General features: G+C 40.4%; 13 protein-coding genes. 2 read left to right on the top strand and 11 right to left on the bottom strand.

Annotation, left to right across the window (positions count from 1 at the left end):
• The first annotated feature begins 69 nt into the window (after window positions 1–69).
• Both SMI_RS01420 and SMI_RS01415 read left to right on the top strand, forming a co-directional pair.
• Window positions 70–882, top strand: a complete 813-nt coding sequence (locus SMI_RS01420) for a PTS mannose/fructose/sorbose transporter subunit IIC (protein ID WP_001280328.1) — start codon at window positions 70–72, stop codon at window positions 880–882.
• 14 nt (window positions 883–896) lie between these two features.
• Window positions 897–1,808 carry a PTS system mannose/fructose/sorbose family transporter subunit IID gene (locus tag SMI_RS01415; protein WP_000136858.1) on the top strand — a complete coding sequence of 304 codons (912 nt, stop codon included), beginning with the start codon at window positions 897–899 and terminating at the stop codon, window positions 1,806–1,808.
• Between the two features lie 234 nt (window positions 1,809–2,042).
• On the opposite strand, the gene SMI_RS10705 is transcribed toward SMI_RS01415, so the two are convergent.
• From SMI_RS10705 to SMI_RS01360, 11 genes are all read right to left on the bottom strand, one after another.
• Window positions 2,043–2,735, bottom strand: a complete 693-nt coding sequence (locus SMI_RS10705) for a leucine-rich repeat domain-containing protein (protein WP_001035601.1) — start codon at window positions 2,733–2,735, stop codon at window positions 2,043–2,045.
• A 374-nt stretch (window positions 2,736–3,109) separates the two neighbouring features.
• Entirely contained in the window at window positions 3,110–3,355 is a 246-nt protein-coding gene (locus SMI_RS01405) for a hypothetical protein (protein WP_004238875.1), read from the bottom strand.
• 166 nt (window positions 3,356–3,521) lie between these two features.
• Entirely contained in the window at window positions 3,522–4,100 is a 579-nt protein-coding gene (locus SMI_RS01400; protein ID WP_000493216.1) for a DUF4230 domain-containing protein, read from the bottom strand.
• 261 nt (window positions 4,101–4,361) lie between these two features.
• On the bottom strand, window positions 4,362–5,678 hold the full coding sequence (locus tag SMI_RS01395; protein WP_001059647.1) for an ISL3 family transposase: 1,317 nt from the start codon (window positions 5,676–5,678) through the stop codon (window positions 4,362–4,364).
• Between the two features lie 141 nt (window positions 5,679–5,819).
• Window positions 5,820–7,151, bottom strand: coding sequence for an aminopeptidase C (gene pepC, locus SMI_RS01390; RefSeq protein WP_000991650.1), 1,332 nt, complete (start codon window positions 7,149–7,151; stop codon window positions 5,820–5,822).
• 110 nt (window positions 7,152–7,261) lie between these two features.
• Window positions 7,262–7,984 (bottom strand): pseudouridine synthase, encoded by a 723-nt coding sequence (locus SMI_RS01385; protein ID WP_001234916.1) that lies wholly within the window; start codon window positions 7,982–7,984, stop codon window positions 7,262–7,264.
• A gap of 223 nt (window positions 7,985–8,207) precedes the next feature.
• Entirely contained in the window at window positions 8,208–8,438 is a 231-nt protein-coding gene (locus SMI_RS01380; protein WP_000901572.1) for a GlsB/YeaQ/YmgE family stress response membrane protein, read from the bottom strand.
• Window positions 8,439–8,447: 9 nt separating this feature from the next.
• Window positions 8,448–9,689 (bottom strand): aminopeptidase, encoded by a 1,242-nt coding sequence (locus SMI_RS01375; RefSeq protein WP_000243934.1) that lies wholly within the window; start codon window positions 9,687–9,689, stop codon window positions 8,448–8,450.
• Between the two features lie 193 nt (window positions 9,690–9,882).
• Window positions 9,883–10,161, bottom strand: a complete 279-nt coding sequence (locus SMI_RS01370; RefSeq protein WP_000916506.1) for a type II toxin-antitoxin system YafQ family toxin — start codon at window positions 10,159–10,161, stop codon at window positions 9,883–9,885.
• Window positions 10,154–10,417: a type II toxin-antitoxin system RelB/DinJ family antitoxin gene (locus tag SMI_RS01365; protein ID WP_000047862.1), complete on the bottom strand. Its 264-nt coding sequence runs from the start codon at window positions 10,415–10,417 to the stop codon at window positions 10,154–10,156. The genes SMI_RS01370 and SMI_RS01365 overlap by 8 nt, the downstream gene beginning before the upstream one ends.
• Before the next feature lie 101 nt (window positions 10,418–10,518).
• A complete protein-coding gene (locus tag SMI_RS01360) occupies window positions 10,519–14,910 on the bottom strand; it encodes a PolC-type DNA polymerase III (protein WP_000071439.1) in 4,392 nt (1,463 codons plus the stop codon).
• Window positions 14,911–14,951 lie beyond the last annotated feature (41 nt).

Genomic DNA, 14,951 nt, shown 5'->3' with positions numbered 1-14,951 from the left:
ATCAAACTATAGAAGAATTCTAAGAAAATTTTTCACTTTATTATCATTAAATAGAAAAGGAATAAAACCATGTCAGATATTTCAATTATTTCTGCTGTCTTGGTTGTAGTTGTTGCCTTCCTTGCAGGTCTTGAAGGTATCCTCGACCAATTCCAATTCCATCAACCAATCGTCGCATGTACCCTTATCGGACTTGCAACTGGTAACCTCGAAGCAGGCGTTATGCTTGGTGGATCACTTCAAATGATCGCCCTTGGTTGGGCAAACATCGGAGCTGCCGTAGCTCCTGACGCTGCTCTTGCATCTGTTGCCGCAGCAATCATCTTGATCAAAGGTGGTAACTTTACTACTGAAGGTATCGCCGTTGCAACAGCAACAGCTATCCCTCTTGCCGTAGCTGGACTTTTCTTGACTATGATTGTTCGTACAATCTCAGTTGGTTTGGTTCACACTGCAGATGCTGCCGCTAAAGAAGGAAATATTGCGGCTGTTGAACGTGCTCACTTTATCGCACTTCTTCTTCAAGGTCTTCGTATTGCTATCCCTGCAGCCTTCCTTATTGCTATCCCTGCTTCTGCCGTTCAAGATGCTCTTAAATTGATGCCAGACTGGTTGAACGGTGGTATGGCTGTCGGTGGTGCTATGGTCGTTGCCGTTGGTTACGCTATGGTTATCAACATGATGGCAACTCGTGAAGTATGGCCATTCTTCGCAATCGGTTTTGCTTTTGCTGCCATTTCTCAATTGACTTTGATTGCCCTTGGTGTAGTCGGTGTTGCCCTTGCCTTCATCTACCTTAACCTTTCAAAACAAGGTGGTAATGGTGGCGGAGGAGCTGCGACTTCTAACGACCCAATCGGTGATATCCTAGAAGACTACTAGAAAGGGGAACAATCATGACTGAAAAACTTCAATTATCAAAATCAGATCGTAAAAAAGTTTGGTGGCGTTCACAATTCCTTCAAGGTTCTTGGAACTACGAGCGTATGCAAAACTTGGGTTGGGCTTATTCATTGATCCCAGCTATCAAAAAATTGTACACTACTAAAGAAGACCAAGCGGCTGCTCTTGAGCGCCACCTTGAGTTCTTCAACACTCACCCATACGTAGCAGCTCCAATCATGGGGGTTACTCTTGCACTTGAAGAAGAACGTGCGAACGGTGTTGAAATCGACGACGCTGCTATCCAAGGGGTTAAAATCGGTATGATGGGACCTCTTGCTGGTATCGGTGACCCAGTATTCTGGTTTACAGTTCGTCCTATCCTTGGAGCTCTTGGTGCATCACTTGCTGCATCTGGTAACTTGGTTGGTCCACTTCTCTTCTTCTTCGGATGGAATGCTATCCGTATGGCCTTCCTATGGTACACACAAGAGTTTGGTTACAAGGCTGGATCTGAAATCACTAAAGATATGTCTGGTGGTATCTTGAAAGACATCACTAAAGGTGCTTCTATCCTTGGTATGTTCATCCTTGCCGTCCTTGTACAACGTTGGGTATCGATCAACTTCACAGTTAACCTTCCTGGTAAACAATTGGCTGAAGGTGCCTACATCAACTTCCCAGAAGGTCCTGTATCAGGTGCTGAATTGAAAGGTATCCTTGGTCAAGCCCTTGGTGGATTGAGCCTAGATAAGATTCAACCACAAACCCTTCAAGGTCAGTTGAACTCATTGATTCCAGGATTGATGGGACTTCTCCTTACTTTCCTTTGCATGTGGTTGCTTAAGAAAAAAGTATCACCAATCTCAATCATCCTTGCACTCTTTGCAGTAGGTATCGCAGCTCGTTTCTTCGGTATCATGTAATCTTGGTGAGAATGTACAAACAAAAAAAGAATCAGGTTTATCACCTGATTCTTTTGGCTCTTTGTCAAATAGTGTTGATGAAGAACCTAATGAAAAAAGAATCCAACAAAAATTGGACTACCTGTCTCCGGTTGAATACCGAAGACGGTAGCCCTAGGGTGTTTTTATTAAATTCTCACTTTTTGGGGTCAGTCCCTAAGCCTGATAGTAATTTCTTGTTCATACTATTCCCCTTTAGTCATTTACTACTTTAAGTTGCATTGCTTTAGCTACTTCTTCTGCCTTTGATCCCTTAGGTGTATGGATTTCTACATCTGGGTTACAGTTATCCACAAAATAGAAGTATTCTGTAATTTCTGTTACACTTGCTGGAATTGTAATAGATTTAATTGATGATGTCCCCCAGAATACTAATATTCCAATACTCTTTGTTCCTTCTGGGAATACAACTGATTCTAATGAACTGTCAGAGTTGAAAACATCATCTTCTACTGTTTCTATTGACTTACCAAAGTGGACATACTTTAACTTATTGTCAATCGCAAACGCACCTTTTCCAATATATCGTACTGTATCTGGTAAAACGATTGCCTCACAATGTTTCAAGTTCGCAAGACCACGTTCTCCAATTGCGATAACAAGTTTACCTTTAATTTCCTTTGGTACACGAACAACCTTATCGTCAGAAGTACAACTATAGATGACATAACCTTCTTGCCATTCATCATATGTGAAGTACTTTTCATCTGTCTCTGGGAAGTCTTTGAAGTTCTTCTCTGTTACTTCAGAGTTATTTGTTGTGTTATTTTTTGTTTCTATTGTAGAAGTACTTGTTGTGGTATTTTGTTTTGACTCCTTAGGTCCGCATCCTACTAAACCTGATAAGAGTACTGCTGCACATAAGCCTGATAATAGTTTCTTGTTCATTATTTCTCCTCCTAATATTTTATGAATATATTAATACTTGTATTGTTATAGGATGTAGATATTCTTGCTAATATCAAATATTTCTATTTAATCTTCCCATAAATATACGCATGTTAATATATTAATATCTTAAAGGATTTATAACTATAGTTCCTTAATTTTCCCACCAGTAAAAAAACGAAAGGCACCACAAGTTATTTATGTGTTTTCTTTAAACGACTCATGTACTTCTGTCGCAACTTCTCACCCGCCTTTAATTGCGGTTGCGATAGATTGAGGACCTAAATATGCATCCCCTGTTATTAGTTCATTTCTATTGTATTCTGATGTTGACCGAAAGTCAAATTTTTACCTTTCATCTAGAACACTAAAGTCTACTTTTGTTCAATTGCTGCAACGACAAGGTCACATGGAATAATATGTTCACTACCTGCCACTTCATGCGTTGATCTTCTTCCACTTTCATCTGATTCACCAAGTTCCATTGTAATAACCTTTACACCAGTTACTTTCCCACTCTCATCACGCAATACTTCTTTAATATTCTCTAAGAAATGGAATGTAACACCTTCATTGTGTGCATCTTTGATTTGTAGTGTAGCTTCTAGTATATTGTTCATATGGTCATCATTCTTTTGTTTTAGGTTTCAGCGCTTTTAATATAATGGATGTTGGCCTTTTTGTATACACTAAAATAGGGTTGGTGGAAAATTTCCATCAACCCTAAAAATTATAGAACCACACAAAACCCTGACCAGAGATGGCCAGGGTTTTGTATTTCAAAAATTATTCTGTAAATTCTATAGTTACTTTTACTTCAGAATCCATTGAAGAAAATATTGTTTTATAATAATTGATTGCAGATTCTTTAATTTCACTCTTAAATTTATCTAAATACTCTGCTTGTTTATCACTAGAAAGTTGGTTAGCGACCAATTTCCCAGTATCAATATCTTCTGTAGTTCCACTTAATAACTCTCCATGACTATCATATAAATCATAAGGATTATCTTTTGAAAGTTCAACACCAATTACTTCCAATTTTGGAACAATAACCTTATATTCTTTTTCGCTTATTTGTTCAACCTTTACACTACTTTTAATTCCAAATTTAGCTTTATAATTTAAAATTACTAATGCTGCTTTTTTAGAGAACGGCACATCAAACCCAAAAACTTGAGTTGTTTTTGTTTCAGAAATAATTTCATTAATTCCCGCATTCAAAAATACAACTTCATTCACTTTTTCAATACTTTCGATATTAATTGACGATTTGACTTCTGATTTATGTTCCTTAGGTAAGAAAAATAGCACTCCAATAGCTATAATAGCTATTAATACCACATTCAATAGTACACTAAACATATTAACTTTCTTCTTTAATATAGACAAGATAAAAAAACCTCATTTTAAATAATCTATCTAAATTTTACACTTTCTAAAGAAAATAGTCAATATTTTTTCGTACTATCTTCTAAAATTAATTGTGCCTATTAAAAATGAAATTAGTTTGTTGCATTTGATTATATTTTTTGAACACCAAATCCATTTAAAATTTAGTGCTATTTTGAGCACTAAAAAAGGGCTCTTTGTCAAATAGTGTTGATGAAGAAATTTAGGAAGGGATTAAACAACTAATTGTTGCTTAATTCCTTTTTGTTTTGGGCCAAACATTTTTGTTATTAAAATAATCCTATTTCTAAAATGGTAATAGTTTCTAAAGCCGTAGGCATTTCTTTTAAGCGCTTTTATTTTATTGTTTATTCCTTCAATAGGGCCATTTGTTCTAGTTGGATACTCACAAGTATTTTGAATATATGGCAAGTAAGTCATAAGAGTCTTTAAAACTCTTTTTAAACCAGGAGATAGGTCTAATTGCGTAGCTGCTTCAATCGTTTCCTTGAATTCTATATAATCTCTATCCTGTATACATTCACGAAGTGAATATACAACCTCATAATCATTTTTAAGAGATGGATTTTTTTCTAAGATATAATCTACGATTCCTTTACTTGTTATGAAGCTTTCAAAAAGCTTATAACGATTATATTTATAGTTCTGAAGTTCATTAGAGTTCTTTAAAATTAACTTCCAATAGTATTTTAACTTTCGATATAATTTAGGATTTTTATAACGATGCTGATTCATGATACGTACCCGAGTTCTATTTAATTCTCTATTCAAGGCTTGTACAATGTGAAAAGGATCAATGATAATTTTTGCGTTAGGAAACATTTCTTTTATTAATTGAATGTATGGCAAGTACATATCGATGGAGATAGTTTTCACCTTTAATCTAGTCTTAGGCTCAAAACGATAAAAATATTGTTTCAAACTGTAAGATTTTCTATCTCGTACAACATCGACCAACTTGTGTGTAGTGCTATCAAAAATAATGAAGCTCATATTGCAATCGGAAGATTTAACAGATTTAAATTCATCAAAACACAAATGCTCAGGTAAATCATGTAATGGTTTAATCGTTAATAATCGTGCTGTATCATCTATGATACGTCTTACAGTATGAACTGATACATTAGTTTCTTTTGCGATATATGTTTCAGATACTGTTTCACTTATTTTTGATTTGATTTCGTTTTTTAATCGTTTAGAGATATGACAGTGTTTTTCTACGATTCGACTAGTGTCTGCGGTGAATGAAGAGCCGCATTCTCTACAGAGAAATCTCTGCTTGCGTAGATTTAAGTAGGCCGGTAGGCCTGAAACAGAACAGAGAGTGATACGAGAAGTTTTCGTGCCGTTTTTTACGATATTATTATTTTGGCTAACACATCCACAGACAGTACAAAATTCTGGTTTATGCGTATATGTAGCTGAATAAAATAGAGATTTTCTCTTTTTAAATATCTTCTCTTGAACGTTATTATCCCAAATCATGTTTTTATCTTTGATTTGTAGCGTAGCTTCTAGTATATTGTTCATATGGTCATCATCCTTTTGTGTTAGGTTTAGGCGCTTTTAATATAATGGATGTTGGCCTTTTTGTATACACTAAAATAGGGTTGGTGGAAAATTTCCATCAACCCTAAAAATTATAGAACCGTTCTTTTTATATCTCATTTATTATGCCAAGGCACCCATTGGATCCCATGGTGCAAGGACGATTGGTTCTGCTTCATAGGCAGCTAGTTCTTCTGCTGTTAGTAATTCCTTACGAACAACAATTTGATAAGTGTATTCGTCCATCCAAGCATCTGAAGCAACAAAGTAACCATCTGTACCAACCTTGTCTCCCCATGAGTTTTCAACCTTCCACTTGGTTGACTTGCCATTTTCATCCAAATCCACACCTGTCAAGACCATGGCGTGGGTCATCAAGCTCTCACTGTAATCCAAACGTCCAGCCTTGTCTTGAGTGAGTTTAATGTCCATGCTTGATTCAAAGTCATAAACATCTGTCGCAAGGATTCCAGCTTTACGGTTGCTGAGCTGACCGACATCTGAACCAAACCAAACAGTCTCACCTGCTTGCATTTGAGCAATTGCCAACTCTTTCAAGCGCTCCATCGGTACGTTGATGTAGCGAACTGCACGGCTACCAACTACATTTCCCAACATCTCAACTGTGTAAGATTGGCCGTAAGGCTTGTCAGCAGTTGGAGCATTGATAACAGAAACATAATCTTCTAGAGGAAGATTGACATATTTCTTGTAAAACTCTTGTGGTGTAATGCCCTTTTCACTTTGGTAGTTGTTATCTTTATCGCGATAAGCAAAGTCAAATTTACGTGGTGGAAGACCCAATGACATAGCAAGGAAATTAAAGATTTCTTGCAAGAGGTCTTCTTTCTTAGCTTGAACAGTCACTTGGTCTGCGCCAGAAGCAAGCAAGTCACGCAAGATTTGAGCATCTTGGCGAAGCAATTTGTTAAGGATTGCATTTAGCTCACGGCTGCTACTAGATGAAACAGACTCAGGATAAACTGACTTGGGCACGACACCGTATTTCTCAAAGAGAGAAACGACCATATCCCACTGACCTCCGTCTTGTTGTGGAGTTTGGAGTAGGAATTTAACCTTACGACTCGTCAAGTCTTGGTCTGCAGTCGCAATGACTTGCTCCAAGAACCAGTTGGATTTCTCATACTTGTCCCAGAAGAAGGTGTGGGCCTGTGACAACTCAAAATTTTCCAATTTGTATTGCGAGATTAGTTTGTGACGGAAGGTGTTGAGAGCCGCAAACATCCAGCAACGACCAGAAGCCTTCTGGTTGGTTACCTTGTCCTTGGTCAAATCCAATGAGAAAACAGGTGTATTGTCTACATGGCTTTGACGGCGTTCTAGAGCTGCAAAAATCCCGTTGTGGCTAGCAGCATTTTCAATCGCTTGGTATTTAACATTTGCTTCATAGTTGGCAAATAGTTTATCAGTAAATGATTCTTGAATCGCGTTCATAGATTCCTCCTTTTATTCTACAGTCTATTATAACTCTTTTCACAAAGGAAGCAACTGAAAAACATAAAAGGCAAGGACATTCTTCCTCACCTTTTCGAATATAAACCAAACTAAGCAATACTTGCACGGAGATCTTCTAATTCTTCCTTGGTCAAGCGACGCCATTCTCCTCTCTGCAAGTTCTCATCCAATACTAGCGTTCCCATAGTCAAACGTTGCAAGTCTACTACTTCCTTGCCACAGTAGCCCACCATACGCTTGACCTGATGAAACTTCCCTTCTGCAATGGTCACACGGATTTGGCTTTGATTCTTTTTTGTATCTACAGACACAAGCTCCAGTCTAGCGGGCTGACAGGTAAAATCCTTAAGAGGAATTCCCTTGGCAAATGTCTCCGCATCTTCTTGGGTCATAATTCCCTTGACCTGAGCCAGATACGTCTTATCCACATGACGCTTGGGTGAAAGAAGAGCATGGGCAAGCTTGCCGTCATTGGTCAAGAGTAAAAGACCATGCGTGTCAATATCCAAGCGTCCTACTGGGAAAACTTCCTTGCTCCGAGCAATATCATCCAGCAAGTCCAGAACGGTTCTGTGCTTGGGATCCTCAGTCGCTGAGATAACTCCTTTGGGCTTGTTCATCATGTAGTAGACAAACTCTTCATACTCCAACACTTGCCCATCAAAGCGAATCTCATCTCTTTCTTCATCAATCTGCAATTTAGCTGACTTTTCTTTTTTACCATTTACCGTCACGCGCCCAGACTTGAGCAAGTTTTTGACCTCAGTCCGACTCCCCACAGCACAGGCAACTAAAAATTTATCTAATCTCATAGAACTATTATATCATACTCAAAAGGAGGCTGGTACAATGACCAACCTCCTTTTCGTTTCATACTCTTCAAAAATCTCTTCAAACCGCGTCAACGTCGCCTTGCCGTATATATGTTACTGACTTCGTCAGTTCTATCTACAACCTCAAAGCAGTGCTTTGAGCAACCTGCGGCTAGTTTCCTAGTTTGCTCTTTGATTTTCATTGAGTATCAGATTTAAGAAATTAACTTCCTCGTCTCCAGAAAATCGCTAAGACAATCATGGAACCTAGTACTGCCGGAATAATGGCAGTTCCTGCTATTATCGGTCCCCAAGTCCCAAAAAGCAAGTGGCCTATAAAGGCACCAATCCAGCCTAGAAACATTTTTCCAAAACATCCCATTCGCTCTCCACGATTGGTTAGAGTACCTGCTAAAAATCCCACTAGGAGACCAACGAACATACTTCCTAACATATTATCTCCTTAATTTGCCCAATCTCCGTTACGGAAGAGTGGTACACGTGTCCCATCCTCACGGATACCATCGATATCCATTTGGTTAGAACCAATCATAAAGTCTACGTGAACATCTGAACGGTTAAGCCCTGCAGCTTCAAGCTCCTCTTCGCTCATCTCCGCTCCACCAACAACGCTAGTTGCATAGGCTGCACCGATAGCCAAGTGATTTGACGCATTTTCATCGAAAAGGGTGTTAAAGAAGGTAATGCCTGACTGAGAAATTGGGCTTGGATCTGGTACCAAGGCACATTCACCCAAGGCACGCGCACCCGCATTTTCAAAGACAAGGTCTTTCATGACCTGATCACCCTTCTCAGCAGTGATATCAACGATTTGTCCATCCTTAAAGGTCACCTTAATACCTTCAATAATGTTTCCGTTATAACTAAGCGGTTTTGTAGAAGTGACATAACCATCTGCACGACGGAAGTCAGGTGCTGTGAAGACTTCTTCTGTCGGCATATTTGGCAAGAATCCTTCACCCTGTGCATTGATAGCACCAGCTGATTCCCAAACATGGTTTTTCGGCAAACCAAGTGTCAAATCTGTTCCTGGCGCTGTGTAGTGAAGGGCTGAAAATTGTTCTTTATTGAGCATATCGGCCTTACTCTTGAGAATAGCTGCATGCTCTTCCCAAGCCTTAACAGGATCTTCTTCATAGACTCGGCAAGTTTTGAAGATTTGGTCCCAAAGGAGATCGACTGCTTCTTCATCGCTCGCAGCATTTGGAAAGACTTTCTTAGCCCACTCGAGTCCAGCAGCGGCTGCTACAGTCCAACTAACCTTGTTAGATTGAGTTGCGATTCGCATTGGCTTCATGGCAAGTCCCATAGCTTTAGCAGAAGCTGAAAGCTTGTCAGCATCCACACCGTTCAAAGCACCTGGATCAGATGAACGAACTCCAAGACGGCTAGCCTTGTTTTCCAAAAGATAGTTCATCTCAGCAATCTTATATTCTGGCACATTGTCCAAACGCTCCATCGGCGCATGGAGGAATTTCTCACGGTTAATGACATCATCTGTCCACTGAACAATAACCTCATGCGCACCCAAGGCATAAGCTTCTTTGACAATTAAGTGAGCCAACTCACGTTGCTCCACATCTATAGAGAGAGCCAAAGTGTGGCCAGGCTGCACGTTAATTCCGTTCGCAACCAATAATTTCGCATATTTTTCTAGATTTTCTTTAAAATTTGGTAAAACCATGTTGTTTTCTCTTTTCTATTTTTATTTTTCTTTCAATGCAGAAAGTAGCCCTGCTAGTGAACAGTACCTGACAAGAGTGCTGTCGATAGAAGAATTGTACGATCAGCAAGTTCTAATTGATATTCAAATACCTTCTCAGCCGGCTTATCTTCCGCGAATATTCTTAGTTTCATGAGAACCCCCTTAAAATTTATTAAAACAAATCACTATGACTACCTGTCCTCAGCAAATTTAAAATCAATTCTTCCTTGTCTACTTTATAAACCAAAAGCCAATCTGGCTGGATATGGCACTCACGAACTCCTTGAAAATGCCTGGATGCCGTCAATTGATGATCACGATATCTAGCAGGAAGTTCTTTTTCTTGAACAAGAAAATTTAAAACTTCTTCTAATAATTCTGTCTTCAAACCACGCTTCATAGCCAACTTAAAATCTTTTTTAAACTGTTTATGATAACGCATCTTAAGCACGCAAATCCTCCATCAAGTCAGAGATTGATTCAAAGGATTGGCTCATATTACGATTTTTGTCTAAATCCGTTAATACCTCAAGCAACTTCCGATTTTCGTCTAGTCTAACATCAAAAGGTAATCCCTGATATTGAATAGCCTGACGAAGGAAAATATTAATAGCCGTTGTCATATCCATTCCCAGATTACTAAACACCTGTTGGGCCTGCTCCTTAACTTCACTATCCAGACGGATGCTCATACTCGTCTTTGACATACTCTCACCCTCTTTCTATAGACTATTTTAACAAAAAAGAAGGCTAATGTAAATCTATTGGATATACATTAGCCTCTTTTGATAGATGATTAAACAATTTTTTAAAACAACTCATCAAACAAACTCAACTGGTTATCCTCTGGCATATTACCCAGAATCCCCATTTCATCCATCTTTTCAACCAAGGTTGATGAGAGTCCACCACGCTTGCGTAGTTCTGTTTTAGAGAGGAATTCTCCCTCTTCACGCGCTCGCACCAATTGCTTGGCAACGTTCTCTCCCAGACCATCCATTGCTACAAATGGCGGGATGAGGGTATCCCCATCGATGAGGAACTCTGTCGCCTGACTGCGGTAGAGATCGAGTTTGCCAAACTTGAAACCACGTTCCCACATCTCATTGACAATCTCAAGAGTTGTATAGAGATCAATTTCCACATTAGAGGCTTCATTGTTCTTCCGTTTTTCAGAGATTTCTTCCATTCTGCGCTTGATAGCATCCAAGCCTGCACCCATAGTCTTGATATCAAAGGCTTTAGCACGGATTGAGAAGTAAGCACAGTAGTAATAAATAGGATGGTGAACCTTGAAGTAGGCCACACGCAAGGCCATCATAACGTAGGCTGCCGCATGGGCTTTAGGGAACATGTACTTAATTTTCCCACAGGACTCGATATACCACTCTGGCACCTTATTGGCCTTCATGGCTTCGATATAGCCATTTCTCTCTTCTTCAGAAATCTTGAGCCACAAGCCCTTACGTACCCGTTCCATGATAGTAAAGGCCATCTTAGGTTCGAGACCAGCATGCATGAGATAAACCATGATGTCGTCCCGACAACCGATAACAGTCGATAGATCCGCTATTCCTTGCTTGATCAAATCTTGGGCATTTCCCAACCACACATCGGTACCGTGGGACAAACCAGACAGCTGAAGCAATTCTGCAAAAGTCGTCGGATGGGTTTCATCGACCATCCCACGTACAAAGTTGGTCCCAAACTCTGGAATTCCCAACATACCCGTAGGCGTTCCGATTTGTTCAGGAGTTACTCCTAGCACATCAGTCCCTGAAAAGAGGGCCATCACGCCTTCGTCATCCATAGGGATTTCATTAGGGTCAATCCCAGACAAGTCCTGAAGTTTTCGAATCATAGTTGGATCATCATGTCCCAGTACATCGAGTTTGAGGACGTTCTCATCGATATCATGGAAGTTAAAGTGAGTGGTCTGCCATTCAGCCGTCACGTCATCTGCTGGATATTGGACAGGCGTAAAATCATAGACGTCCATGTAGTTCGGAATAACAACGATTCCTCCCGGGTGTTGTCCTGTTGTCCGCTTGACACCAGCCGCACCTTGAGCTAGTCGCTCCACCTCTGCATCACGATAGAACTTGCCATAGTCCCTCTCGTATCCTTTGACAAATCCATAAGCAGTTTTAGCAGCCACCGTACCAACCGTTCCTGCGCGGAAGGCATATTCCTCACCAAAGATATCACGCACATCCAAGTGAGCGCTAGGCTGGTCTTCTCCCGAGAAGTTCAAGTCAATATCGGGAACCTTATCCCCATCAAATCCAAGGAAGGTCTCGAACGGAATATCCTGCCCATTTTTGCTGAGTTTATGACCACATTTAGGACAGTCCTTATTGGGCATATCAAATCCTGAACCGTACGAACCATCTGTGATAAACTCACTGTACTGACACTGACCACAGACATAGTGAGGAGAGAGAGGATTAACCTCCGTAATCCCAATCATGGTCGCAACGAAACTAGATCCTACAGACCCACGAGAACCAACCAAGTAACCCCGTTCATTGGAACGTTGAACCAGCATCTGCGATGCCAGATAAATCACAGCAAATCCATTCCCCAGAATGGAAGTCAATTCTTTTTCAATCCGCAAATCAACAATATCTGGTAGCGGATTTCCATAAATCTCAAAAGCTTTCTTGTAGGTCAGTTCAGCAACCGTTTCTTCAGCCTTGTCGATGAAAGGCGTATACAAGTCCCCCTTAACAACCTCAACAGGTTCAAAGGTTTCTGCCAAGGCATTGGGATTTTCAATAACCAGTTTGCGTGCCAGTTCCTCTCCCAAGAAAGCAAATTCATCCAACATCTCATTAGTCGTTCTAAAATGAGCCTTGGGAAGAGGTGCTGGTTGTGCATGTTCCCCATGACCGATGGTTCGGTTAATCATAGCCCCCTGTCCCAAACTACGGACGATAATTTCACGATAAATCTCTTCTTCCGGTTCGATATAGTGAACATTTCCGGTAGCCAGAACAGGCTTACCAAGACGGTCTCCCACCTCTATCAAACTCTTGATAATGGTCTGGAGTTCTTCCATATCCTTGACCTGCTCCTTAGCAATCAAGGGAGCATAGATAGCTGGTGGCATGACCTCAATAAAGTCATAATACTTGGCCACCTCAACCGCCGCATCCACACCTTGGGAAAGGACTGCATCAAAAACTTCACCTTCAGAGCAAGCTGAACCTAAAATCAAACCTTCCCGATGGGCATCTAAAACCGTTCTCGGAATCCGTGGCACCCCTTCAAAGTACTTGGTATTGGATAAAGAAACCAGCTTAAAGATATTTTTTAGACCTACCTGATTCTTGACATAGATGGTCGCATGCTTGATCCGAGCTTTTTTATAAGAATCTGGACTAATCAAATCAACGTTAAGTCTAGCTAGATCGGTCACACCATGTTTTTCTGCTACTTCTTTGATAAAGATGAAAAGCAGACGACCAGTAGCTTCCGCATCGTAGTTGGCCATGTGGTGATGTTCTAAGGCCACACCAAAACGCTTGGTCAAAGGCCCCAAACCATGACGTTTATACTCAGGATAGAGGTTTCGAGCAAACTCCAGCGTATCAATCACTGGCTGACTAATCTTTGGCAGACCATGACGCTCATAATTGGCATTCATAAAGCCAACGTCAAAGGTCGCATTGTGGGCGACTAGGACAGTATCCTTACAAAATTCTTGGAATTCTTGCAAAACTTGTTCCAGTGGTTTGGCATTTTTGACATGATCATCTGTAATTCCAGTCAACTCAGTAGTAAAAGCTGACAAGGGATGTCCGGGATTGATAAATTCATCAAATTCAGCAACGATATTCCCCTTGTACATCTTAGAAGCCGCAACCTGAATCAAGTCATTATAGATGGCTGATAGACCCGTCGTTTCCACGTCAAAGACCACATAGGTTGCTTCTGACAAGTCCTTCTCCACTTCGTTATAAACGATAGGAACACGGTCCTCCACGATATTGGCTTCCATACCATAAATCAGCTGGATTCCCGCTTTCTTGGCCGCCTTATAGCCGTGTGGGAAGGACTGGACATTTCCATGGTCCGTAATGGCAACCGCCTTATGTCCCCACTTAGCAGCTGTCGCAACGATCTCTTCTACCTCGGGTAGCGCATCCATGGTCGACATATTAGTATGAGCATGAAACTCAACTCGTCGTTCTCCTTCTGGCATTAAATCCTTCCGCTCATAGTGAACAACTTCCTGCACGTCTTGCACGTTCATCGTCAAATCGCGTGTGAAGTTATTCATCTCCACATTCCCACGCACTCGGAGCCAAGAATTTTTCTTAATTAGATCAAACTTCTGAGCCTCTTCCTCATTTTTAACCCACTTTTGCATCGAAAAACTGGAAGTATAGTCCGTCATTTTAAAGTTGATCAAAACACGCCCTGTTCTGGTCACTTTTTGCTCCACATCAAACACAACCCCTTCAAAGACCAGACGATTTTCCTCCGTCGTCACTTCGATCATAGGAGTAATTTCTGCCTTGTCCAGCTTGGGTTTAGCTGCAGCTTTTTTAGCTTGAAAATCAAAGGCTGGTTTCTCTTCCGCTGGAGGAGGTGCCATCTGTTCTAGTTGTTCTATAGCACGGAGCGCTTCCTCATTGGCCGCTTGAACAATCTGCTCATTTTCAGCATGAAAGGCCTCTTCCTGCTCTTGGGTCAGCACATCATTTTTCTCTACTTGACAATTAAACGTTGGAAAACCAAACTTTTCAAGTTGTTTGGCTAAATTAGGAAGATGATTCTTCTTAAAATGTTCCTTATCAATCGCCTCAGATCCTTCAATAAATAGCTGATTGTCCTCCGCACGAACACGCAAATTCTGATAAAGAGACTTAAAACCTTGACTAGCACATGGCCCCTCAGAGAAAGCCTCTCTATAATAGGACTGCAAGAGTGGATTTGAAAATTCTTGAGATAGAGTCTTGATTTCGAAAACAGCTTTATTGCCTGTCTTAGAAAATTCTTCGCTCAAGCCCTTCTTTAATTCTAAAAAGATTTCAATCGGTAAAATATTAGAAAATACGAAATGAAACTCCCATACCTTACTAATTTTATGAACCACAACTCGCTCAATATCAGCCTGTGATAAAGCAGGATCCTGTCTCATTTCAGCAGGCATCCCCAGTTGATTCATCAAAATTTCAAAACTATTTGACATTCATTTTCCTCACATTATTCTCCTACTATTTTACCATATTT

Source organism: Streptococcus mitis B6, from assembly GCF_000027165.1.
GTDB classification, from domain to species: Bacteria; Bacillota; Bacilli; order Lactobacillales; family Streptococcaceae; genus Streptococcus; species Streptococcus mitis_AR.
This window is presented reverse-complemented; position numbering and strand designations above follow the sequence as displayed.